The sequence below is a fragment of the Stenotrophomonas sp. A3_2 genome, from assembly GCF_036624925.1.
In the GTDB taxonomy this organism is placed as follows: Bacteria; Pseudomonadota; Gammaproteobacteria; order Xanthomonadales; family Xanthomonadaceae; genus Stenotrophomonas; species Stenotrophomonas hibiscicola.
This window is the reverse complement of sequence record NZ_JAZKVY010000358.1, coordinates 287,345-312,400: the sequence shown is the minus strand read 5'-3', so window position 1 is coordinate 312,400 and position 25,056 is coordinate 287,345. Positions and strand designations below refer to the sequence as shown.

Here is a 25,056-nt window from a genome sequence, read left to right as displayed (position 1 = left end):
GTTAGCGTTTATGATATGTTAGCGTTTATGCTAATGTGAAGTAGACAGCCCAACTTCTGTGGAGTTGCACAGTGTCCAGCTCTCTGTTTGAGGTACTGCCATCGCAACTCTTTCGCCCATTGGCCTCGGCAAATCGGGAGAACTACTGGCGGCTGCTCTTGGGTCTGTACGAAGAATTCTTCGGGCCAGAGGCTGAGGTTCCCCCGGCGACCGGCTGGGAACGGCGGCAGTTGACGCAGTTCATCGAGAACTACCTCGAACACGATGACGCTTGGCAGGCAGAAGAGGGGGTAGGCCAGCTCACTCCGCTCAACATTCGCGCCAACATGTACTTGAGCCATCTCACGGAGAATGGCTGGTTCGAAGAAGAGCAGGTGGGACTCACGCGCACTCTGTCCATGACTGCTGTGGTAAGCCGTTTCCTTGCCACCTTGCAGGTCTTCACAGAAGACACGCCGGCGATGGTCGGCGCGAAGATGCGTTCCATTGAAGACACATTACGTCGGGTGCTTGATCCTGCAAGCAATGTCTACGGCGACGACTTCGTAAACGCCGGCGACAGCGCCCATGCGCTTCTGTCCGGGATTGCCGCCATGAGTCTGAACGTGCGTACCCTTCAGCGCGAGATATTCAAGTCCGCGACCCCCGGGGCGGCTATCCGTCGGTTGTTTGAAGACTACATTTCCAAGCACGTCATGGCTGACTATGCGGACTTGGCTGGCGCCGATCACCCCCTCGCACGAAAGGCGCAGGTGTTGAGCCTAACTCAGGAAATCCATTACGGGGATCATCGGGAACGGATCATCGTGTGGTTGGCCGAGCGACGCTACAAAGGTGATAAAGGCACGGCTGAGGCTGTCTATGAGAAGGCGATCAGGCGATTGAGCAATGTCTATCGTCTGCAAGACTACTTCGATCGCTTGGGCCAGGATCAGCGCCATATCGAGCGTCGCATGCTGGCCATGATCGAGTACCAGCTTCGCGCGCCGGGCCAGCTCGAGAGACGGATCAAAAAGGCTATCGCCGGAGTCAATGCTGCGGAGAACTTCGACGCCTCCATGCCCGTTGGGCCCGGAGCATTGCTTTCCGGTGAACTCCTGTTTCAACCACGCATCGCCCGTCCGCCCATTCCCAGGACCGCCGATTCTCCCCGGCAGATGACAGCCGAGCAGGAGGCGCGGATGAACCTGCACAGGCGTGCGCGTGATGCGCGTACCGCCATGCCAACAGAGGTGAGGGTGTACTTGCAGGGTGTCATGGGAGGAGGCAGGCAGATCCGGGCGTCTCAGCTTCCCATCACCGGTATCAAGCAATTTCGAATGGTGCAGACGCTGTCCACCTACGCACAGGAGGCAATGACAGGCCTCGGAAAGAAGCACCATGAAGGAATTTCAAAGCGACTACCTGGATATCGCTTCCAAAGCGCCGGTGATGAACGAATTGCCGGGCCGTATTTGGACATGCCGGACTTCTACATCACCAAGGTGAAATGACATGGCACGCCACTGGGAAAAGGCGCTTAGCCGCGACACTATGTACGAGGAGCAGGACTACGAGCAGGCGGCCTATCGGCTAGTAACCCACCAGGTCTTGTCCGCCTCGGACCGGGCGACCCGGAAGGATTACGGCATTGTCAGCCGAAATATCAATGACTTTGAGCAGGTAGTTCGTCCCCTCGGCATCGAGCTGTTGCACGACACCAACTACCAGTACATCGTGGCGCGGCCCGTGCACGTACTGACCCAACAGCGAGCCAGCAAGGACGAAACCCTGCTGCTGTTGGTGCTCGCCGGCGTTCATCATCGCGTCCGTTTCGAGGGGCGCGAAGAGCCAAATGGCGAAACTTTCGTCGATTTGCCTGACTTGCAAGAGCACTACGAGAAGGAAACGGGCAGGGACTTTCCCTCGCCTGGGGACTTCCGCTCTTTGATGGCCAAGTTCAAGCGCTGGGGGATTGCTGCCTTTGAGGACAGGGACGATGTACGGAATCAGCTCGCGAAGGTTCGCATCCATCCCGCGATCGGAGATCTGCTGCGGAAGGAATACTTGAGCCATCTGGAATCCTTCCGCAAGGAAGTGGCAGGTGAGGGGGATGCAGCTACTTTCGACGCAATGAATGAAGTCACGGAGGATGGCAATGTATCTGCTTGAGAAATTTCACCTGGTACAGTTTTTCCTATTCCGTGCCGAAACCCTGAGCTTTAGTCCTGCAACGGGCATTGTGGCGCCTAACGGATCGGGAAAATCTGCGATTCTGGATGCGATGCAGATCGTCTTGTACGGAGGGGATCAGAATCAAATCGATCTCAATGCGCAGTCAGGGGGCGTATCAGGCACTCGGGGGCGTTCAGTGCGCGAATACTGCCTCGGCTACTATCGCGGTGACGAGCATATTCGTGAGAATGCGACGTCCTATTTGACCATGGTGTTTCGCGACACTGAGGGCGAATTGCCGCCGGTTTCGGTTGGCCTGGCCCTGGGCGCATCAGTGGGCGATCCAAAGCTGCACGTCTACGGGCGCTATGTGGTCCAAGGGGTTGCGCTCGCGTTAGATGATCATCTTGAAGCGAACGCCGAGGCGGAACTTTTGCCGTTGGCCTGGGGAACGTTCAATAAGCTGATGGAGGACGCAGTCAGTCGCGTGAATGGTAGGCTCGCAGTGCCTCCGTCGGCGGAGAAGCAGGTTGAAGCAATGTTGTTCGCCTTGCGCCCCAAAGGAGGGGGCAGCATCGACCCGAGAGCTTTTCGGCGAGCGATGAAGAATGCGCTTAATCTGCAGAAAGTTCCTGACACCAGCAGCTTTGTTCGAAATTACATTGTCGATGCCCATCCTATCGAGCTCAAGAACTTCCGCTCCCAGCTCGACAATCTGCGCTCGCTTCAAGCCAAGGTTCTGGAAACACTGGACAGGCTTGAGAACGTCAAAAGCTTGATCGCAGCCGGTCATAAGGCTACTCAGACTCGGATGCACGCAGCGACCTATAGGGCGCTGTTGGATGACTATGAGCGTGAACAACACATGGATGCTGTTGATGCGGCACAAACTACGCTGCATGAAGCGCGGGACAGGCATCAGGCAGCGCAGAACGCAGTCGACAGCGCCAAGGCAGAGCATGATCGACTCAACGGCGTGCACATCGAACTAGAGCTTCAATCAGCAGCAGATCCGGCGATCAGTGCCGCCCGTGACCTGGCCAGCGAACGAGAGAGATCACTTAGACCTATCAAAACCAATGTGGCCCAGGCCCTTCGCGAGGTGGTGGCGGGCTTCGAGAAGGCCAACCGCGTGAAACCCGATCTCGGAGGCTGGCAGCATCTGGCGATGCCTTGGGTTGAGCTTCTTGACGCGGTTTCCAGCACATCCGTATCCGATGCGCTTGTGCTTGACGTTTCGCAGGCCTCGGCAGCATTGCGCGAGTCCAGCATGCGGGTTGCTCCGATCATCCAGTCGGCAAGGCGTCAGCTAGACCATGACGAGCAGAGGCTGTCCAAGCTCGGAAATGAGCTTAGGATCGCTAACGAGCAGATCAAACGCATCCAAGAAGGCAAAGCGGAACTCCCGCCGGCCGTCCAAGCAGTTGTGAACATACTTGGAGATAAAGGACTTCTGTGCACGCCCGTCTGCGATTTGGTCACGGTCACAGATGCTGACTGGGCACCCGTAATCGAGGGATTCCTTGGTCGTTCGCGCACTGCCCTGGTTGTCCGTAGCGGCAAATTTGAGGATGCCTTGTCCGTTTTCAACAAGATTCCGTGGGATACAAAGCCGGATTCAGTACTGTTGGTGAACCCGGTGAAGTCGAAGGCGGATATGGGTGTAGTTCCGCCAATGGGTCTCGCGCATCTGATCGCGGGTGACAATCAAGTGGCGGTGGACTATATCCGTCTTCGACTCGGCCGGCTGGAGCGATTGGAGCGCGTCACTACGGATAGCCCTGAGGGCTTCACCCGTACTGGCGAGCAGGCTGGACGTGCTGATTTCGGCCGTCGACGCCCCTTGTCTGCAACGGAACTGGTGCTGGGACGCCAAGATGCCAGCCATCGCCTGGCGGTGCTTCGGCAGCAGCGCAGCACGTTGGGGCAGAACGCAGCCGAGTGCGAGCAGGAGGCGAACCGGTCGCGCCAGTTGGTTGAAGCCCTTGAGAAGTTGGTGGGACTTGAAGGACGTATCCAGGACATTGAAAGATGGCTGAACTCGCACATTCAGGAGCAATCCGCGCTTGATGCAAAGGCGGCGATGCAAGAGATCGCAAGCGCACCTGATCTCCTTGCTCGTCAGCTGCTCATCACAGAGGCAAGGCGAGCTGCCTTGGCAGCACAGTCGAAGCTGGAAGAAAGCAGCAGAGACGTCGGAACTCATGGTGAGGCTTTCCGGCAAGCACAGAGACGGCTAGACGAGCTTGCGGATAGAACCAACGGAATCTGCTCAAAGGCGGCTCTCAGTCGCCGCAATGAATACGTGGGTGATGAGTGGTTCGAAACAAAACGCGATGAGTTTGATGGTTCCGGCCTATCGCTGCATACGATTGTGGCGAAGATCAGTGACGCTACGGTTAGAAGTGGCAATCAGTTGTCTTCCCAAGTGCAGGCGTTGGCAAGTGACATGTCCACGTACGCAAACCAATTCGATCCTCAGATGGATATCGCGGTGGGCGACCTGGGCGCCATGTGCGAGACAATGGCTCAGGAGAAGCAACGGCTAGAGGAATCCGAGCTCCATCACTACCAAGTGCTTTCCGCGGAAGCTGCAGAAGCGGCAGAGCAAACGTTCAAGGTGCAGATCGCCGCCCGCCTGAGCGACCACTTCGCCAGCATGCGCAGCACGCTCAATGAGCTGAACAGTACGATGGAGCGCTTGCCGCCATTCTCGAACAACGAGAAGTATCACTTCGTCACCAATCTCAATAAAGATCATGAGTCGCTGTACAAATTCATACTGAAGGTGGCTGGTGCGGGACCGGAGGGGGATATCTTCTCTGGCCAGGTGGATGCTCCTCCTGAGTTCAGGGCGATGCTTGAGGGAAAGGATGCAGAGGCGAACAGGCTTCTGGAGGACTATCGCAATTTCTTCAACTTCGAGATTGACGTTCGCAGCAATGGTGTGACGGTGACCGACTTCTCAAAGCGCATGGACAAGGGTTCCGGGGGCGAGCACCGCGCGCCTCTTTTCATCGTTGCTGCAGCTTCGATGGCACGCGCATTGGGAAAGTTGCGCGGTGATCAAGGCGGCATGTCGCTGATAATTTTCGATGAGTTGGGTGACAAGATTGACTCAGTGAATACCCGTGCCGTCTTTGAGTACCTGAAGGCATTGGGCCTTCAGCCCATCGTCGCGGCACCGGACGATGCCTTGGGTAAGATCAACGAATCGGTGGATACCTACATCGAGATGTACCGTGACGACGATCTTATCTCCATCAAACACGTCCGCATTGATGACGATGGTCATGTAATTCTGGATTCCGACAACTGGCGCAAGCATCCCGAGCTTCTCGAGGAGGAGCTCAAGCGTGTTGAAGCAAGTCGAATGCCCCATGGGGAAGGAGTCGTTGCATGAGTATTGCCCGGGCCTTCCTGACGTCAATTTTCAATCGCTCCCAGAATGCAGTGAGTCGTGGCGAGGATGAGCGAATAGCTCTCAGGCTGACGGAGTCATCATGTCCAGAGTTCTTCAGCCTGCGCAGCATCGAGGATGCAAGAGCGTTTCGTTCCGAGCTTGAACTGGCTGAGCGCTCTGGAGCTATCGAAATCAGGGCCAAGGTGATGGTGCAGCCGCCTCTGGATGTTGCGGGCGTTGCCGTACTGAACCTCGCGAAGCTGGCGAACTTCTTGGGGGCACGACTTCGTCGTGATTCCGTATCAAAGGCCCGTTCCATGCTGGACACTCACACCAGCCTTTTCCCCGTACTGACCGAGGTCATTGAGCGCTGGTCGTTGGGCCATAAGGTTCGCGGGCAAGAGGCTGCCGATGCTTCTGTAGCGCAAATACTGGATGCAATCAGCCTCATTTCAGCAAGGCGAGGCGTCGTTAGGGACGAACTATTGCGCCGGGTTTCGTCCATGATGTTTGGTGACAGCAAGCGAGTGGAGGGCATCGTGAAATGGATCGATTTGCTTTGGTTCAACTCTATTGCACCATCTGGACTTGATAGTAGCGAGGTGTTCTCGGCCATAGGCCTGCACAAGGAACCATTGCCCGTACTGATCTCAGGTCCACTTACGGTTGTTACGTCGACTACGACGGTGGGAGTGGTTCATCCATATCTCGGCTTCGCTCCTGCCCACATCGCTGGATTCGTGCCGAACCCAGCCGTGCTGAGTTGGCGTGTTCTCACTATTGAGAATCGACAGACATTCCATGAGTTTGCTGAGGCTGCATCTGATCAAGTCGGCCTCGTACTGCTCTATACCGGTGGTATGCCGTCCCCATCCTGGAGACAGGTCTACATGCTGATCTTGAAATCACTTCCTCGCCAGACAACTCAGGCGTTCCATTTCGGCGACTTGGATGAGGGTGGGATGAGGATTGGCGCCGTCATCGCAGGATCTGCCGCCGAGGCGGGGTTCACCCTGAAGCCGTGGTTGATGGATCCCAGGGAGCTCATTGGTCTCGGTTACGCTCTCAAGCCAACGGCTGAATCGGTGTCTAGCGCAATGTCTCGAACTTGTCGATCCATCGGGTGGAATGACTTGGCCATTCATGTGGAAACGCATCCGGGGACGCTGGAGCAGGAGGTTCTCCTTCCACAGTTTCCAGGCTCCTAGAATTCTGGGCAGTCTGACCTAGGCGACAAATTGCTTTGCGCCGTCTTTAATGCCTTGATGCGCGTGCCCCGATCATTGCGGGAAGGGAATCATGAGATTTTTTGAACTTGATGCTGTAGATATCACAGCGCTCAGTGCTGGCGATCTGCGTGAATTGGTTGCCCGTCTTTGCGAAGCGGAGGTAATCCAGAAGGGGCGTCGGCCGAAGAACGTTATGTGGGGAGGTGCGCAGGAGGCGCCTGATGGCGGTTTGGATGTCCGTATTGAGGCTATGGACTTGCCGTCCAACGACGGCTTTGTTCCTCGTGGGATCTGCGGTTTCCAGGTCAAGAAGCATGCTATGGGTGCGGCGGCATGCAGGGACGAGATGTTGGAGGGTGGCACCCCAAAGCTCGTACTTGCAGATCTTGCCGATCGGGATGGTGCCTACATTATCGTTAGTGGCAAGGACGATTGTTCAGACAGCATGTTGGCGAGTCGAGTGCGGGCGATGGAGGCGGTCGCGGGGATCCTTCCTGGAAAAGCGTCTCTGCGCGTTGACTTCTATGGTCGAGATCGATTGGCGACTTGGCTACGGCGGCATCCAAGCGTTGCGCTGTGGGTTCGTGCGCGCCTCGGCCGCCCCTTGTCCGGCTGGAGGCCTTTCGGGAGGTGGGCAGCTACTCCCCCAGCCCAGAACGACGCATTCCTTGTTGATGACCACCCCTGCGTGATTGACGCGAACTCGAGCGCAAAGACTCCCATGCCTGTTTCTGAGGGTATACATCTAGCTCGAGAGCGGTTGCGCCGCCGCGGTAGTGCGGTTCGCATCACCGGCCTCTCCGGAGTGGGGAAGACGCGATTCGCGCAGGCCCTGTTTGAGGCGAACGTTGGTGAGGAGGCCTTGTCACCAGCTAGCGCAATCTACGCCGACCTGGGTGAGAACTTGACACCGACGGCATCCGAGCTAGTTTCATACATCGTGGCTAACGATCATGCGGTTCAATTGGTGCTGGACAACTGCCCGCCAGACGTGCATCGGCAGTTGCAGAAGCAGGTCTCCGCAAGTAGCGCGATGCTCAGCCTTCTGACAATCGAGTACGACATCTCGGACGATCGTCCTGAGGAAACCGAAGTGATCCACCTCGAGCCGTGCAGCGAGGAGACGGTCTCGATGCTGATCCAGCGGCGGCACCCAGACATCGGGAAGTTGAACGCTGGCAAAATCGCCGAATTTTCCGGCGGCAATTCGCGCATCGCGATCGCGCTGGCCAGCCGGGTAGATGCAGATGAGACGTTGACAAACTTCTCCGACGAGGACCTTTTCCATAGGTTGTTCAGTCAACGAAAAGGAGCGTCCAATGAACTTCTGGAATGCGCTGAAGCGCTATCGCTCGTCTATTCCTTCAATGTTTCCTCGTCCGAGTTCAATGATGAGCTTGGCGTCCTAAGTGCCATCGTTGGCCTCGATCGTCGTGGTCTGCATCGGGCTCAGGCTGAGTTGATGCGTCGTCAGCTCGCGCAGAGTCGTGGTGAGTGGAGAGCAGTTCTTCCTCATGCACTTGCCAATCGTTTGGCGAAGCGTGCGCTGGAGAACATCCCTGTCGACGCAATCAATGCCGAGCTGCTAAAGCCAGAGAACCTCCGACTTTTCGTCTCATGTGCGCATCGACTGGGATACCTGCACGATTTCGGGCCTGCGGTTCGGATGGCAAATAGTTGGGTGAGCCCCGGCGGACCGCTGCATGATATTGGATCGTGTAACGAAGGCACGCTGTCTGCATTGCTATACATAGCGCCGGTATTCCCGGAGACCGTGCTGCAGCTGATCGAGAACGCCGCAACCAAGCCAGGCTTTGCCTCGCGCGAGAACCGAAACTTCAGGTTGTTCGTGCGCCTGCTGCACCAGCTAGCTTACGACGAGGATAAGTTTGATCGTGCTGCGACGGTCATGCTGAAGTTCGCCGAGGCCGAGAAGTCAGGTGAGAACAGGGACAGCATAGTTGGACAGATGCGGCATCTGTTCTCGTTGCACCTGTCAGGTACGCTGGCGCGACCAGAACGGCGGTGTGCGTTTGTCAGCAAGCTACTCGAGTCGGGCACCGAGAGGCATCGCGAGATCGCAGCCGAGCTGTTCCATGCTGCGTTCGAAGCGACGCACTGGACGTCTTTCTCGGCGTTCGACTTCGGTGCACGCAGACGTGATGCTGGCTGGCAGCCGCGAACGCGTGCCGAAGAGCTCGAGTGGTATGTCGGCTTCTTGAACTTGCTGCGACCGGTGCTGACATGCGATGACTTGACTCTTCGCGACTGGGCGCGCTCACTTCTGGCAGGTCATTTCCGGGAACTATGGACGTTTGCGGGCTGTTTTGATGATCTCGAGGAGATAGTCAGAAGTCATGCTTCGAAAGGGGAATGGCCGCAGATGTGGGTCTCGGTAAAGAAGACGCTTGGCTTCGATGGCGACTCAGCTCATCCTGATCTACTGGCTCGGCTGGAGTCACTTTCGCGCGTTGCGGCACCATCCGGCCTCTATTCGGAGATCGAGGCCTATGTGCTGTCCAATACTTGGGATCACATCGAGAGTAGGGGGGAGCAAGTAACCTTCAGTGACGAGATGATCAAAGAGAAGGTCATCTCTCTTGGTGAGATGGCCGCAGCAGAGCTAGGTTGCTTAGAGCGATTGGGTCCAGGGCTTTGGTCGGGCGAGTTCGATGCACTGCATACTTTCGGCATTGGGCTGGCGCAAGGCAGCGTCGACCTAATTGCCACTTATGAGCGTCTTTTGAGCCTGTTGCAACTGCAGGCGCCTGCGAAGCTCAATCCACAGGTGCTTCAAGGCTATATCAGCGCTGCAAACGATATCGACCCCCGCTTGGCCATGGTGATGTTGGAGCGGGTGCTAGATCATCCCTTGTTGCGGACGTTCTTCATCTACCTGCTCAGCGCCATCAAGATTGGCCCATGGGGGTTCAATATGCTGATTGAGTTGGCTCGAGGGGAAGAGTTCGAAGCGTGGCGGTTTGGACAGCTTGCCTATGGCCGCATGCACGAGTCCCTTACCGACAGCGAGCTCGCGGAGCTGTTCACCATATTGAACCAGCGCCATGATGGCTTCTACACCACGCTTAGTGTGCTAGAAATGCGATTCTTCGCGGGGAGGGGCGGAAACTACGTGCCGAGTGAAGATCTCCTTTCGACAGGGCGCGACGCCATTCGCGCTCTACTCGCGGGGAAGCGCGGACAGACTGAATTGAATCGCATCCGAGGGACCAAGCGGATCGCCCAGCAGTGCCTATCCGAGTCTGCTCCAGAACAGGAAGTGAAGGAGATCGTGAGGTTGCTTTGCGAAGCGTTGGATGATCTTAGAATTCGCAGCTCTGATTTCGAAGTCCTCATGACAACGCTATTCCGCAACTTCCCGGAGATTGTCCTTGGAGAGATCTTCACGGGCGACGATAGGGAGCGTCGTTTGATTGATCGCGTTTTCAAGTGTCGTTTCGGAGGTGCTTCGCCGTCACTCAATAGTATGCCGGTGGATCGGCTGATTACCTGGTGTCGAGGTGATCAAGATCGGATCGTGCGTGTTGCCGCAGCGACCTGCGCCTACTCAACTGTAGAGGCAACCGATATACCACTAGAACATCCCAAACGCGTTGTCCTCAGTGCGTCCATCAAAGGCTTGCTGGAAGCCGCAGTGGACAAGCAATGCATCGTCGATGTGATGTTTGCCGGAATCCAGCCCATGAGTTGGTCTAGCTCGTTGGCTGACATCATAGAAATTCGGGCCAAGGCTTTTGCTGAGCTGCTGGAGCATCCATTGGCTGAAGTGAGAAATCTTGCGGCGGAAAGGCTTGAACGGGTCGAGCTCACAGTGCGAAGAGAGCGACAGCGGGAGGCGCAAGATCAAAGTCGACGGGAACAGCGCTTTGAATGATGCGTATGGGTGAGATGGAGCCGGCTAGTCATCTTGGTGTTGCGCCCCGCATAGATACTCGGTCCTGTTGGCTCATTGTGAATTCGATGTACATAGATGAAAGGACCCTGTGCACACTGATTGGTTCTACGCGGGCACAATCAGCTGTGGCCGAACAGCAACAGGGCGGCAACTCAGGCGGGACTGTCACTCAAGCAGCTTGGGACCCAGTAAGTCCTTGGTAGCAGGTCGCCGAAGAACCGCCGGATGAACGCTGTTCTTCGGCGTATCTCTGTGGTGACAGACGGCGCTTTGCGTGGTCCGGCCGATTTTGGGGCCAGCTGGCATCGCCAGGTGAGCCGCTCCAGGTTGTGACGCCCAACATGGCCCAGTCGGATCTGCTGGGCCGTGGGCGTATGCAGGCCGGCCACCTCAGCGGGTAGCGGGGCAGCGGGGCAGCGTGGGTGCAGGCTGCGCTCAAAGATCTAGGAGAGATCTGGACCAATGGTGTCACTTCGACTAGCGCCAAGATTCGACTCTGCCTCTTTTCCAGGCTCCGCGCGAATTCTGGGAGTGACCGGCTAGAAGATAGTGAAGTCTCTCCCGATTTATCCGATGTGCCCAGGAAGGATGGGCTTTAGGTTCAGCCTTGGCTCCAACAGCGATGGACCGAAGCAGGCTCAAGGCCAAACATGGATTCGGGGTGTCTATCGTGGTAGGGCAATGGCTGCTTCCGACGCATAGCGGTCGTTCCAGTTCTTACGCCAGAAGGGCTGTCGTCAGCGATAACAGCCTGTAGTTAAGCGTCTAGGATCGAAGCGGAGTATGGATGGCCTTAGACCGAGTATCCGCCCTTCGCCGTTCTTAGGAGAGTTTGCCCGCAATTACTCGGCTGCTCTATATGCCTGCTTGCGAACACGTTAACGGCTAAGGACTCTTTCCCACAAGCGGCGGTGAGTTGTTCCAGGCCAGCCGGCGTCACAACGAGGTAGCAACCCTCGCCCCACAGAGAATCCGCATCGATTCCAACCGGGCCAGCGTCACGCCACCAGTGAAGCTCTGCGACCACCGTTCCGCTCGCATCGAAGAATACGCTCGGTGTCTCGTCATGAGCGCGCCAGCGAAGCCCCTCAACCCAGTTTGGGCATAATGCAAACGGATTGGCCGCTGTGTCAAAGCCCATGTCCACGGAGCAGACAACTCGCCTTACCAGCGTTGGTGCCAGATCATTGTCGAGTGGGACGTACTGGCCTAGCCAAACAGCGATAGGCAGCTTGGCGTAACAATCGTCGAAGTCTTCACTATCAGTCTCTGCCCAAGGTGCTCTAAAGCGATAGAAGCGGTGCTCTGACAGTCGTGCCTTGTGGATATGGAAGCGAGACACCTCGGCCACGACTTGGCCGTCGCAGTGCGCCAGGAAAGGGGCAACATCGCCGTCAACCTCGTCAATCCACTTCTGCTCTCGCTCGGACCAACCGGCACTTCGGTCAATCAGCGGCCTTCGAATCCACTCGGGACGAACTCGCGGGAGCATCAATGGCCGAGGCGGAAGGGGGTAGCCCAACTTCTCCAACAGCATCGGACTGTCCCGGCTCTCCAACTTGCCGGCCAGGCGCAGTTCCCCTGCGACGTGGCGAAGGGCAGCAATGGCAATGTAGGCGTGTGGCTTCATGTAAGTGATCTGCATATCAAGGACACGAAGCTGAGCCTCAAGCTCTTTGACACCAGAGGGCCCGAAGGCCTCAAGTCCACCCCAATCCTGGATGAACATCGCCGCGCGCCGGCGGACTGTCATCTCCTCGATGTCTGCCGCCTTTGCAATGTGACGTGCCGTCGAGCGCAACATACGAGTCCAGCCAAGCGGCGATTCGACGCGCATTGCACCAGTTCTCTCGTCCGTGAATGCCTGGTCGCTCTCTGGCAGGTCACTGAATTCGAGGAGATAGAAGAGTGGCAGTGGCTTCGCGTCCAAAGAGACAGCCAGCCCCCACCGATGCGACAAGAGCGTGGCTGACTCGGCTACCGCAATGTCACGGTGACTGACCATTGCAGCTACGGCGCGGCCCAATACGGGCTCGAGGTTCGCGCTGTCGGCAGCGAGCAGCGTTCCGAGTGCTTGCAAGGGGGCGTCCAACTCACCGTCCATAAGTCGCCGGATAAGAGATGTGAACAAAGATTGACCCTGTCCGGCTTGCCTTGCCAAGCTCAGCGCGCAATTGCGCGCATGCCGCTGAACCTCTGCAATGGGAAGCCGATAGGCAAAGTGCAGCAAATCCTCCAAAAGGTCCGTGTCGCTGAGTGGTAGCTCGCTCGACTGGAAGGGCCGCCCCAACTGGAACTCGCGAGTGCAGGTCATCTGCTCCTCAAGCAGCGACCAGATAGCCGGCCAATCTGGCGTCAAGCTGATGACCGGCAGTATCGAATCCAGCTCTGTGAGCAGTGCCTGGGTATTCTCCTGGCCCGTCGTCACTGAATCGACTATGTTCTCGAAGGCCGCAAGGCATGTGGATGATCCGTGCAGAAGCTTCTTCGCCTTAAAGTAGAAGAACCTGCCGCCACCCATCCACTGGCTCCAGGAGCTCCAGGGGTCGTTGCTTGTCTCGTAGCCTTGCATAAGCTTCTTGGCGTAATCGACCTCATCGGCCGCAGCAAACCGCTCCACCATCAGGAAGCGGCAGCGTGCGTTGTCCTGCAATACCTGCCAGCGCTCAAAGACCCTTCGCGCCAGATGAAGCGGAGCTGTGTCTGCCAGATCTTCGAAACGGTCCGGGGCGTTGTGGTTCAGCTCGTCGCTATCTGCTTCAAACGCGAGTTCAAGATCCTCGAGAGTAGCTTCCGAGGCGTACTTGTTAGGCGTATACGAGTGTCGAGGCTCCGGCGCTTCTGGCGTCCACCGAGCGATGGCGGCTTCGAGCTCAGGCGACGAGAATCCATGCTTTCCGGAAGCCTTGTGAATGCGCTGGAGCAGCGTGATTCTCTCGTGCGCTCTGCTGGCTACCTCGACCGCCCCAAGCAGCATCAGAGCGAGCGGTTCAATCTGGTCAGGGCCGGCTGCGTCCGCGGAGGCGTCGATGAAGTCACCAACATGGGACGGATCCCGGTAGTGAGGTTCCATATAGAATGGCAGGCACAGACCGCACCAGACGGTTGCGCATGCCAAGACGAGTTCCGGGTTTCGCCTGACCATCCCCGTCATGAGCAGGTCGACACGATTCGGCCAGCCGATTAGATGCCAATCCGCCAGTGTCTTTGACACCTCGAAGCCGAAGCGAGGTCCAACCTGCATCGCTTCCTTAATCAGTGCCATCGTAAGGCGATGCGCGGCCGACGACCCTTCCGTTTTGGTCATGCCACCGACCTGACGCATCAGGTCTGAGACCCGCTTGACACGGCTTTCCGGGTCAGCTGCGTTCGCGAGAGCTAGAATGTTTCGCCAGATCGCGTACTGCGGGTCTTTCTTGGGAGCCAAGGCATAGCCAAGGCATTGCTCAGGAACCGTCGCCAGCAACTGTTTCGCCCGCTCTAACTCCCCGACCGCAGCCAACCCGATGGTTAGATTCGCTAGCCCGTCGATCTGCTCGCTTGGTGTACTTTCTTTAAGCTCCGCCACGAGGGCATTAAGCCGATCCGCCGCCGCCGCACGATCACCGTCAACGCGATATGCATCGACAGCCAATCTGCGTCGCAGGTAAGCAGTTCCCTTCGACGTCGATGAGGCGATGGCTGAGTCAACCTCCCCAAGTACCGCGCGATACTCAGTTTCACCGCGCTCGGCGCCGAGCCTCAGCAGCGCTTGCACGAGCGTGGGGATCGCTTTCAAAGACTGCTGGATACGGTATGACTCGCTGCCGCCTTCTGATGCGAGACGTAGGACATACCCAAGGGACGTGCGGGCTATGCCTTGGATGCCGCCTGCCGATAGGGACCCGTTGACGCCGGCAGCGCGACCTAGAAGCACACCTATCGTCGAAGCGTGCTGTTGGAGTGGATGAAGGAAGGTGTGCTTCGACGGTGTCACGCTTGGCAGTGGCCTCTTGAGCAGCGTGCAAAGCCTCGTGTGATGCATCACTGCGCCGACCAGATTGCCCAGCCCAGCCAGGTCCGTCTTGTCGTCGCACATGGAGATCATCGGTGCGACCAGCTTGTCGAACAGGGCCTCGGCTAGGTCACGACGGCCAGCTTCGAATGCGATCAGCGCCATCCGACGACGGTAGCCGTTTGGTACCTCCCCGAACCCGGGAAGAGCGACGGCACTATCAAACAGCGCAAGCGCTTGCCCAACGTCGCCACGTCGACTGGCCGCAAGCCCTGCGTGAACCATCACCGACGGCTTATCTTCGTTGGCTACTCCGAGCTTGCTACATAGTTCTTGAGGATCGGAGCCAATCTTCTGAACGAGCATCGCCTTTGCGGCTTCCCTCCTAAGATGCAGCCGCAGCGCGACGGCAGATTGCGGATCCACCTTTTCCGGCTCCCGTCGACCCTCTGCGGCGAGATGATCAACCGCTATCTGGATCTGCTCGGTGTCTCGGAAGTGGACGGCGCGCATTGCCCATCTTTCGAATTCCTTGATGTTGTGCTGGTGCCCGTAGTTTCTGAACTTGGGCGTATGGAGCTGCGATAGCGGTTCGAGGCTTTCAAACAGCTCCTTCGCGCGGTCGAAGTCGCCTCGCGCTAGTAGGGCGTCGACGACCTCGTAGCCCTGGCTGGGGAAGTCCTGCACGAGGGAGACGGCTGCTTCAATGTTCCCCACCGCCAGCATAGCCAGCGGGAGTTGGTTGGCGTACTCAAGGGCTGATTTGCGCCGATCTACTTCGTCACGACACAGCAGCAGCCGTGTAAAGGCGGTTGCGTCGTGCGTTTCACGCACTGCCAGCAGGGCGAGGCGGATGTCGGCGTGAATCTCGGCGATAGAACGCCCGTCAGCCAGCTGCTGCCTGAAGCGAGCGGGCATCGCCAATGCCAGTACATCGGCACCGTCGCCAGCACGGGCGCGGTAGCGCAGCTCAAGCCAGTACTGTGCCGATTCAGGTGGCGCGCTCTTCGCCAACTGGGCAAGGTTGCGGTATACGCGCTGCGAGTATTCAGCGTCGACGCTCCCGAGGCGGGTTCGCGGTTGAGCGATGACGAATAGCCTAAAGCTGTTGTGGAAGACGCTCCATCCCCGGGATGAACTGCGGAGCAGGTGCTGCGCAATGACCAGGGCGCGTTCAATCGAGGACTCCTTGACCATCGTGGCCAGCAGTCGCAGGTCCATGGGTGCCTCAGCCCGAGCGATGAAGCCCAGCACATCCATGGCATCGACATCGTTTGCGATCTCGCGCCAAGCAGCTGAATATACAGTCTCAATATCGCCGTCGAACGGCATCCCGCCGCTAAGAAGGTGCTTGCGACCAGCTTCGTCAGCTTGCAGCAGTGCCTGAATCAAGTAGCGCGTTGCCAGCGGGTGGCCATGCGTGAGATTGCTGAGATCCAATCTTGGAATCTCGGCAGGCAAGCCTAGCGCATCCGCCATCCAGGTGAGTTCCTCGCGACCGAGAGGCCCCATGAGAACCTGTCGCTCTCTCTTCTCCGCTTGCGCTCTTACGGCGGGCTTCAGATTAGCGAGATCCAACCGTTGCGTGCCGAGCACGAACACGACCCCGTTTGGGATTGCCGCGGGAAGAGGCAGCTCTCCCAGAAACGAATTGGTCGGCCGTTCTTCGCGTGGCACATGGTCTAGCCCGTCGACAACGATGATTGTACGGATCCCTTCGCGAGTGAAGCGCTCACCAGCCTGCCGTAGCAGGACGCCGAACTGTTCGCGGCGCTCAGATAGCGAGTCATCGCGAAGACGAAGTCCAACTAAACCGCTGTTCCGCAGTTGCGTACCTACGTCGGTCAGAAAGTTGTCTGCCTCCCCACGACCCACGCCTTGAGCCGCGCCCGGCACGTACGCCAAGTAACGAACGAGCCGAACACTTGCTTCAGTGGCCAACGCAACCTGCAGGAGAGTGGATTTTCCGGAGCCAGGTGGTCCTATGAGTGAGACGTAGCCGTGATTGGAGGCATGAAGCGCTGCTAGTAGCTTGACCTCAGTGTCCCGATTGCGCTGAACATAGGCGCCGACCGGGAACCGATGGATGAGCAAAGTCTTGACGGGATCGCGCCATCCAAGCTCACGAAGCAGCTCGTCACGCGTCCACCTGTCCTTGTCGCGTTCATCGGCGACTAGCTTGGGAAGCACGCTGGCAATCTCGCATGCCTGTCTCGCCTGCTCCGCATTCAGCTTGTGCGACTGGATGAAGTTCGCTGCAGCTCCGCACACCACGCGCAGGGCGTGCATGAACTGTTCGAAGTCGTCATCATTTAAGCCGGCTTCGCGGCGCAGGTGGTCGATCAGTCGGCTCCATCCTCGCGCGGACCAATCCGACAGCGACCGATTTGGATGCTGTTGGAACTCCTCGAGAAATGCAGCGCTGTGCCGCAGCCGGCCGTCGCCTGGCTTGTCGGTAACCGATGGAAAGTCGTTGACGACCAAGTGAATCTCGACGCGACTTCCTAGGTTGTCCTTGGACAGGCACTGCCAAGCTTGAACTAGGGGCTTCAAGAGACCATTGGCACCAGTAAACAGCGTCTCAACAGTGAAAGTGCCTGGGAACTTGGACGTCTTGAACTGGTGACCGACCACCAATCCATCGAAGCCTAGTACCAGGTCGTCCGCAATGCCCGCGTTGCGGTCAGCGACGCCAATCCAAAGCAGCTCGTCGCGCTCAAGCGCGGCATAGATGGCAGCGCCCGCGCGCTCGTACTGGCCGACGTATCCACGAAGCGCTCGGCGTTCGCCCTCCGCCGGCACCGTTGCGGGAGCTGTAGCAGCGGATGGCTGCGAATTTTGGGGCGCTTTCGAGGCCATAAATATGGATTGGGTAGTGGGTGCGAACCTGAGAAAAGGGAGCCGCTCCAGCATAACCCGGGGGCGTCGAGCACCAGCGGGTATGCCGTCGCCGCATCGAGCGGCATTGTGAATCGAAGTATATCCGTCGTCGATCACATCGGTCACTCGCACGGACGCGAGAACGGCTGTTCGGACGCATGTGGCCGCAGGCGGACATCAACGGAACAAGGGGGGCAGGGGGGAATATCGGGGGTGAAGCATGGCAGCTGTCGGCCCGAAACGGAGGCTCGACTTACACCTTCCAGACTTTGCTACTCACGGGCACATCAGCTTTATCGAGTCTAGGGAGATAGGCAATCAGTTTGTAACCGCCAGGTCGAAAGTGGTCGAGACGAAGCTCCGCTTCTGCTTGCAATCTGGTGCCGTCCGGACCTTCGACCATGACCGCATAAACGGGATTCTTCTTGCCATGCGAGAGCGGCAAATCGGACGTCAGGGACGAGTGGCCATTGCCTTTCGCACCGCCAAGCATCGCAGGATCTTTGGTGTAGCCGTGCGCGATTTATTGGAGACGGCCGACTCAAGCATCGGGCACAGATCACCCGATCTCCGTGACGTGAGGGCGGACTGCGACGGGGGCTCATCAGAGACCGACAGTGATAGATCGCAGCGAAGCCGCGACGATCAAAGGATACTTCTACTAGTTTGACCGCACGATTGCCTAGGACTCAGTGCTCGTCGTGTCTCCATACCGCCCTATGGGGCACTCTGCACTTGACCTTGCGGCAGCTTCCAGCATCCGAGCCGCCGGATTCGTTTCGGCCGCACCGGCTTGATAGTAGCCGATGACACTGACCACCGATCGGTGATCGGTCATTGCCATAATGGCTGGCAGGGCAATTCCTTGCCTAGCACCTTCCGTTACGAAACCCGATCGTAGGCTGTGACCGCCAAAGCTCCCCACCAATCCGGCAGCGCGGGCGCGATTCTGGATGATGGTGGCCACCGACTTGGGTGACAAGCCGGCCCCAACTTTCCCGCGTGTCAATTGGCGGAAGAGGGCACCCTCCTGCAGTCCAGCCGCTTCGATCCAGGTGCGAAGCGCTTCGGCCGGTGGACCTAACAAGGGCTTGTCCGGCGAGCCGCCTGCTTTGACGCCCTCCTGAAGCGTTTTGCCGACGTCCAGGTGGTAGAGGTAGCCGCCGTCGATCGGCGCAAGCTTGCTCAAGACGGCATGGGCCGTCTCGCTCCGACGGCGCCCACCACTGGCGAAGGCGAAGTAGAGCAGGGCACGATCACGTTTCCCAACAAGATCGTCCTCACAGGTCGCAATCATCGCCATCAATTCGGTCGCAGTGATCGCCGTCTTCTTGCTCGGCCGCTCGCCGCGCTTATGTGCGGCGCGACGGCCCTTGGCCAGCAGCTGCCGAACCTCGCTGCTTTCGCAGGGATTGGCCAGCTTGAGCAATTGATGGGCGCTGGAGAGCACCGCAACGCGGTGGACGATGGTCGACAGCTTGAGCGGTCCTTGGCGCTGCTTGAATTTGCCTTCCACCAAAAGCGCATCCAGTGTCGGCGGCAGCTCCCAGGTCAGGGCATCGCCTGAGCGCCGGGCCAGATGATCGATGATGAACTGGATCACGCAAGACGCGTCGACCGGCATGGCGATGACCACTCCGTAGCGGCCTTGGTACCAGGCCGCCCAGTAGCGCAAGGCGGTGGCGTAACTGCGCGTGGTGTTGGCCGAGGCCGCTTCGGCGAAGACTTCGCGCACCGCGTCCGCCGAGGACTGCGAGAGCTGCGCCACAGTCGGATTGGCAGGAGCCGCGGTGGTCAGAGCTGGAAGAAGGTCGCTCATAAGTGATTGAAAGTAGGGCTTAAAAATAGCCTGAGTTCCGATAAATATATCTTATCGGAAGCGCAAAAGTACAGGGCAGGGCGATCACTCAGCGGCCTTCTACTAAAGGCGATCCAGGCCTCCGTTGCGCGACATGTGTTGCACTTACTAAGATCACAAAGACACGTTCGGTGTCAGTCTCGAAGGATCGAAATGGCCGTCTATGTTGTTACCTGGAATTTGAACCGAGAGGCCAACTACGACGCAAAGAGGACTGCGTTCCTTAAGCACCTGGAGCGCTACCAGAACGTAGCAGATCCCGATCTGGAGTCGGTCCGCTGGGTGTCCGGGGATATGAGGGCTCATGATCTATCTGCCGATCTTCAACAGAAGCTCGACAAGAATGACGGGATTTTTGTATCCCAGCTTGTCCGTGGCGAGTACCAAGGCTACCTCAGCAAGGCGACATGGGAATGGATCAGGCAGCGCCTTGACTGACACCGCCGAAGTCCAAGGGGCTCTGACGTGGTTGGGGCTCGGGGGCCGCGACACCGGAGCCAGTCAAAATTGGGGGGTCCAGTCGCTGAACTGGCTCAGAAATGAAGCTGACGGTCATAGCCGTCTCCCGAAGTAGATGCTCTCGAAAGCGCGTGGCTGCAGCGCCTTGGCAACATCATTGGGGGTGCACCAGATTTGCGACGCACCATTGGCGATGCACCAAGATCACAGCGAGTCATTGGGACTGCACGTAGCTCAGCGCATCAATTGCTACAAGTTGCCGCACAAGCTGCCCCAAATTCGCAGCGCTCAACACAGTGATCGAATCACTGACAATCAGGCCGGCGCCTGGAGTGGATCAGGGGCGTGACTGGTGAAGCCTGGATCGGGGAATGGCGCAACGAACATAATATACATTATGCGAAATCATGGATTGGCCGAATCCGAGCCTTCGTCTCTTCCGCTTGGCAATGGCTGGGCCTCTGGCTCGGCTCTTGCCTGCGACCTGGGACCCCGGCCAAGGATGAGATCGCGGTATGATCGTGTTCGACCCGCACCACCGTATCGACTTGACCGGCCCTTGGGCCGGTTTTTCTTTCCTCGGCGACCGCCTGATTACGCCCGAAGGCCGCGAACTGCTCCCCGAGGATCTGGCCTGGCTGTCGCTCACTGCCTGCCAGGCGCAGGAATGGCGCCGGATGATGGAAGCTGCCCGTTCAACTCCGTCGATCGACAGTTCCAGAAATGTGCGCAATCGCGACGCCGGCGTTCGCCACCATCCTGCCACTGTCGTCAATCTGCGGGACGTCGTGAGCCAACGCAAACAGCGTTCGGCGGTGGCGATGGCTGGCCCTGACGCCGAACCGCCAGCAGCAGTCCTGCCGTTACCGGGGCCGAGACCACGCCAGCGCGTGTGAGGCGCGTCCGTAGGGGCGCTGCCCCTACACCCCGGCTAGAATGCGCGCAGGACAACTTGGGGGCGCTATGGATAAGGGCGGATGGCAGATCACGTCTGCAGTACTGGCAATGGCATTGCTCGGAGCGGGGTTTGCGCTCCAGGCGAATCGAACTGCTCTGGCGCAGGCGAACGAAGACCTCAAAGCCGCGAGAACTGTTGAGACGGTGACTGTTCACGAGGTTCATCGCGAGGCGTGCCAAACATCACCAACGCAGCTGCCGGACAACGAAGTGATTCCGTGGCCGGCTGGAGCGAAATGCATGGGCGGACGTCTAATCAGCAGAACGGCAGACGGCTGGGAATCCGTGACGCACAAAGGGCGCCCTGTAATCTGCGCCCCCTAGTGCTACATCACCAGGATGGCAAGGATTCCCAGCACAAGCAGATGGCCCACATAGTAGGCATAAAAGGCCCTACCTGATCGCGGGATGCGTGCGGAGAGTTCGCCCAGGATCATCACAGGTAAGGCCAGCAACGCCCAACCGTTGCCGTTGTAGAGGCACAGCAGGCCCATGCATGCCCACACCCATACTGGCAGCACCATGTAGAGCCGCTGCCGACGCCAGTCCCAAGAGCCAAGCAGCCAGTGCATGCGCTTACCGTGGCTCTTGAACCATGCCCAGGCCGCCAGAACTAGCCACACGCCAGGCCAGGCGTAGTCAAGGACAATCGGAGCCACGACACACAGCAGCGCAGCCAGCGCCCACTGACGGCGTTCCAGAGCCCATATGCAGCCAGCCGCGGCGGAGAAGGTCAGCAGCACGTTGAACGGCAACGCCTGGCCGAATGCCAGCACAGCCGCGGGAGTGGCAACCAAGCCCCAAAGTGCCAGGCGCCGAGCAGACTTCCCCGCATCGGCGCCAGGTTGCGCAAGGTTGTAAGCCATGACCAGGGCGAACACAGGGAACGCAACACGACCCAGCTGGGACACACCTGGCACGTGACCAAGGCCGAACACGGTCACGATGTGATCGCCGGTCATCAGCACCAGGGCGAGCCATTTGAGCAATTCACGCCCGCCACTGGTCATAGCCGATTCTCCCCAGGTGGCGTGGTGAGGTGAGTGCCTGACTGCTGCTGAGGCGACTCGGGGAAAGTGCCCATAGCACGGGGCTGACGTTCAACAGCGACGCCCTGCCCCCGCTGCTCGATCTGATCGAGCGCGCGGTTGATCTGCGTCTGACCATCCACAAGCCTGTTCTCACGTCGAGGCAGATAGGGCTCGTACTGGCCGCGTCGCGCGACGTAACGGCACGTAGGTTCGTCCAGGTCGTAACGGCTACCCTGCTCCGTCACGCAATTGCAGCTGGGTTCGTCGTGACCACCGAGACCATTCTCGCCACCGAGCGACGACATGCAGAAAACGCGCGGCGGCTCGCTGGGGACGCTAAGCGCATCGTCATATACGGGCGCGCTCCAGGGCTGGGATGGGACACGCGGTAGGAACTTGTCGACGTATTCCTTTAGCGGTTGTGCCGACTTTGCCGCCACCGCTCCGCCCGCCGTCGCTGACGCTCCGTCGCGCGGAGCGCTGACGCCACTGGCACCACCTGGTGCGGGAAGGTCGCCGCCGCTCATGCGCTTATCCATTCGCCCGAACGCGACGTACAGCATCACCACCGCAGCCACAATCAAGATCGGAAGCGCGATGTAGTACCAGGGAATCTTGCGCTCGGTGGTGTCAAGTTCGGTGGACTTGTACATGCCCATCGGACGCTTGGGTAGCGTCTTGCGCTTGATCGTCAGGGGGGTAGCTTTCTCAGCCCGCGCTTCGAACTTGTCGAACTCGCGGAGGTGCACAAACTTCGTTCCGAAGCGGCGACGCACATGGACGTGTCGCTCAATCAGATCATGTACGAACTGATCGCACTGCTTGTCGGGGGATTGGCTTACGAAGATGAAGTCCAGGCCCTTGTGCCGATGCTTGGCAAGTTGCTCCACGTGATGCGGCACCTTCGCACCGGCTGGCCGCTTGGGGAGCATGCCGTGCTCATAAGCCTCATCGACCAGGGCGACAGCGCCATCAGGAAGGAAGTTCGGCCAGTCGCGGAACTGATCCGGCGTCATTTCCAGAACGCCAGTCTTGGCGTAGTCGAACTCGCGAATATTGCAGGCGTAGACGATGCGCCCCTGATCTTTGAACTCAAGCAGGCGTTCGATGGCGTGGAGCGTCTTGCCGTGCCCAGGCTGGCCGGTGTACCAGTAGATCATGAGCCCGCTCCCAGCTGGTCAGCGACAGCCTTCGGCACGATGAAGACCTTCCACGCCATGCGGACCGTTAAGGCGGAGAGGATCATTGAGAACGAAATGCCGACGCCCAGGTAATTGAGCATCTGCATTGCAGGCCCATCCAAGCCACCGACAAACTGCATGACGAACTCTTTCAGTTTGGGCAGCAGTGCATTGAACGTGACCGTAGTCAGTCCGAACGTTGCAAGCCCCTTGCCAATCAGGCCAGCCGCAGCGTCTTTCAGCTTGCCGACCAGCGACGTTGTCGCGTCAACGATCCAGTCAGACACCATGCCCATCAAAAGACCCGCCCCATAAGGATTTGAATTGCCGTGTATGCGCCGAAGATCAAGATCAAGGCGCGGAAAATCGCTGCGATGCGACAGAAGTACGGGAAATCAGCGGCGTTGACCGTTTTCCCCATAATCGTGATTGCCGGAGGTTCAGGACAGGTGCCAGCACCGCCAAACATGTTGCTCGTATCGAGATTGCTGGTTGAAAGCCCGATGCCCCACTTCTTAGCGCTGGCAACGTCGGCCGCACCGTCACCAATCGGCGTCACGTCCCCCCTCCCCTCCAGTACATCGGCCACGCCATTGCCGTTTGCGTCTCCGTTGGTGCCACCCTGCCCTGGCGTGTCCTGCTTTGAGGCGAGCTTCTCCATGGCGCACGCAGAGCGCCACTGCATCAGCAGTTGCGTGTACTCCATCGCGTTGCACTTCTCGCCCGTGCAGGTAGGCATGCCGGATTGGGAGCAATGCCCGCCACTGATGTTGTTGTTGCGCCGGGTATTGCAGTCGATCCGCCACTGAATTCGTGCCTGACCACACATGATGGGCGACCCGCTACATGACGGGGGCGATTCGCATGTGTCGCCACCGGAGAAGCTCTCGGGATCATCGGTGTCCGGCTGGCCGTCGTTGTCCTTGTCCTTCTTGCAAGTGCCATCAGGCCCGCGCACTTCACCCTTCGCACACTGACCATCACCTGGAATGCAGGTGCCAAGCGGGCTTCGGATCATACCCGCTGGACACTCTTCGTCCTTCTTCTTGCAGGAGCCGTTTACCAGCGCCATGCCATCGGGACAAGGCTTCTCATCCGTACATGCGTTGCCAACCTTAACCTTGCCTTCGGGACACTCGGGCTCAACGGGCTGGCAAACCTTCAATGCTCCGTTCCAGATCGTGTTGCCGCCCTGCTTACTGCAATCTGGCTTTTCGTTGCAGCTCTTGCCCGTGCTCCAATAAGACGTCGTGTCATCGCCGTTATCGGCGTACTTGACTTCACAGCCACGACTGCATCCGACAGAACCGGACGGAGGAAAGAATGGAGTCGTCTTCGTCCCACGCGATTGACAAGACTGATCGTACGCGACTGTAGAGCTATGACGTCCCTGAAAATTGCCGTTTGCAAAGTGGCAATTACCGAAGGCGTTCACGCTACCTGGACCCACAATCAATCCTATCGTGCCCGAGTCAATCGTGGCACCGGCAACAGTTCCGCTACACGACTGCCGAATATTGCTGATTGCTTGCTCTGTCGCCTCACCTTGATCGATCGCATAAGCCACCGATGGCACAAGTACGAACAGGAGTAGCAGGATGCGCCTCATCACACGCCCTCGAACGCGATCCAGCATGCGCCGCAGAAGGCAACGATTACGAAGTACCCCATGACACTTCTCCCTAATAAAAAAAGGGGGCGAGCGTTTCCGCGCACCCCCGTGAGTGAACTTGCGCCCCGATCAGCCCTTGGCAGCGCGCTTGGTGAAAGCCCACACCACCAGGATGCCCAGCAGCAGGGCAATGGAGCCGATCACGATTGCCATGTCTGCGTTGCCCTTGGAGACCTCGGCAGCGATGGCTGCGCCGGGCGACGTGCTGCCCGAGGCCAGGGCTGCGCCCGACGCAACCAGGGCACCGGCACCAGCGCCGATCTTGGTGAAGGTGGAGGCGCCAAAACGGCGCAGGGTGTTCATGTGCTTCATTGCGGTTTCC

At 58.5% G+C, this 25,056-nt stretch carries 14 protein-coding genes; 7 read left to right on the top strand and 7 right to left on the bottom strand.

Annotated features, from left to right (window positions below):
* The first annotated feature begins 71 nt into the window (after positions 1-71).
* The 5 genes from R5H29_RS20630 to R5H29_RS20610 all read left to right on the top strand — a co-directional run bounded on the left by R5H29_RS20630 (position 72) and on the right by R5H29_RS20610 (position 10,681).
* Positions 72-1,493 (top strand): Wadjet anti-phage system protein JetA family protein, encoded by a 1,422-nt coding sequence (locus tag R5H29_RS20630; protein ID WP_049400904.1) that lies wholly within the window; start codon positions 72-74, stop codon positions 1,491-1,493.
* A 1-nt stretch (position 1,494) separates the two neighbouring features.
* Positions 1,495-2,151 carry a DUF4194 domain-containing protein gene (locus tag R5H29_RS20625; RefSeq protein ID WP_102947213.1) on the top strand — a complete coding sequence of 219 codons (657 nt, stop codon included), beginning with the start codon at positions 1,495-1,497 and terminating at the stop codon, positions 2,149-2,151.
* Positions 2,138-5,557 (top strand): SbcC/MukB-like Walker B domain-containing protein, encoded by a 3,420-nt coding sequence (locus tag R5H29_RS20620; RefSeq protein WP_208043162.1) that lies wholly within the window; start codon positions 2,138-2,140, stop codon positions 5,555-5,557. The genes R5H29_RS20625 and R5H29_RS20620 overlap by 14 nt, the downstream gene beginning before the upstream one ends.
* Positions 5,554-6,765 (top strand): Wadjet anti-phage system protein JetD domain-containing protein, encoded by a 1,212-nt coding sequence (locus R5H29_RS20615; protein WP_180855125.1) that lies wholly within the window; start codon positions 5,554-5,556, stop codon positions 6,763-6,765. Before R5H29_RS20620 ends, R5H29_RS20615 begins: the two co-directional genes overlap by 4 nt.
* A gap of 91 nt (positions 6,766-6,856) precedes the next feature.
* Positions 6,857-10,681, top strand: coding sequence for a hypothetical protein (locus R5H29_RS20610; protein WP_332329747.1), 3,825 nt, complete (start codon positions 6,857-6,859; stop codon positions 10,679-10,681).
* An 814-nt stretch (positions 10,682-11,495) separates the two neighbouring features.
* On the opposite strand, the gene R5H29_RS20605 is transcribed toward R5H29_RS20610, so the two are convergent.
* Both R5H29_RS20605 and R5H29_RS20600 read right to left on the bottom strand, forming a co-directional pair.
* Positions 11,496-17,555: an ATP-binding protein gene (locus R5H29_RS20605; protein ID WP_332329746.1), complete on the bottom strand. Its 6,060-nt coding sequence runs from the start codon at positions 17,553-17,555 to the stop codon at positions 11,496-11,498.
* Between the two features lie 703 nt (positions 17,556-18,258).
* Positions 18,259-19,395 carry a site-specific integrase gene (locus tag R5H29_RS20600; RefSeq protein ID WP_180855121.1) on the bottom strand — a complete coding sequence of 379 codons (1,137 nt, stop codon included), beginning with the start codon at positions 19,393-19,395 and terminating at the stop codon, positions 18,259-18,261.
* 192 nt (positions 19,396-19,587) lie between these two features.
* Here R5H29_RS20600 and R5H29_RS20595 point away from each other — a divergent pair, with 192 nt between their 5' ends.
* Both R5H29_RS20595 and R5H29_RS20590 read left to right on the top strand, forming a co-directional pair.
* On the top strand, positions 19,588-19,872 hold the full coding sequence (locus R5H29_RS20595) for a hypothetical protein (protein ID WP_180855119.1): 285 nt from the start codon (positions 19,588-19,590) through the stop codon (positions 19,870-19,872).
* A gap of 536 nt (positions 19,873-20,408) precedes the next feature.
* The gene (locus R5H29_RS20590; RefSeq protein WP_332329745.1) at positions 20,409-20,789 is read left to right on the top strand and encodes a DUF3653 domain-containing protein; all 381 of its coding nucleotides are present in this window, start codon (positions 20,409-20,411) and stop codon (positions 20,787-20,789) included.
* Between the two features lie 387 nt (positions 20,790-21,176).
* Here R5H29_RS20590 and R5H29_RS20585 read toward each other — a convergent pair whose 3' ends face one another.
* From R5H29_RS20585 to R5H29_RS20565, 5 genes are all read right to left on the bottom strand, one after another.
* Positions 21,177-21,860 carry a TraX family protein gene (locus R5H29_RS20585; RefSeq protein WP_332329744.1) on the bottom strand — a complete coding sequence of 228 codons (684 nt, stop codon included), beginning with the start codon at positions 21,858-21,860 and terminating at the stop codon, positions 21,177-21,179.
* Positions 21,857-23,041, bottom strand: a complete 1,185-nt coding sequence (locus tag R5H29_RS20580) for a zonular occludens toxin domain-containing protein (RefSeq protein ID WP_332329743.1) — start codon at positions 23,039-23,041, stop codon at positions 21,857-21,859. Before R5H29_RS20580 ends, R5H29_RS20585 begins: the two co-directional genes overlap by 4 nt.
* Positions 23,038-23,349: a DUF2523 family protein gene (locus R5H29_RS20575; protein WP_164159213.1), complete on the bottom strand. Its 312-nt coding sequence runs from the start codon at positions 23,347-23,349 to the stop codon at positions 23,038-23,040. The genes R5H29_RS20580 and R5H29_RS20575 overlap by 4 nt, the downstream gene beginning before the upstream one ends.
* 8 nt (positions 23,350-23,357) lie before the next feature.
* Positions 23,358-24,671 carry a hypothetical protein gene (locus tag R5H29_RS20570; RefSeq protein ID WP_332329742.1) on the bottom strand — a complete coding sequence of 438 codons (1,314 nt, stop codon included), beginning with the start codon at positions 24,669-24,671 and terminating at the stop codon, positions 23,358-23,360.
* Between the two features lie 132 nt (positions 24,672-24,803).
* Positions 24,804-25,046 carry a hypothetical protein gene (locus R5H29_RS20565; protein WP_180832651.1) on the bottom strand — a complete coding sequence of 81 codons (243 nt, stop codon included), beginning with the start codon at positions 25,044-25,046 and terminating at the stop codon, positions 24,804-24,806.
* Positions 25,047-25,056: the final 10 nt, after the last annotated feature.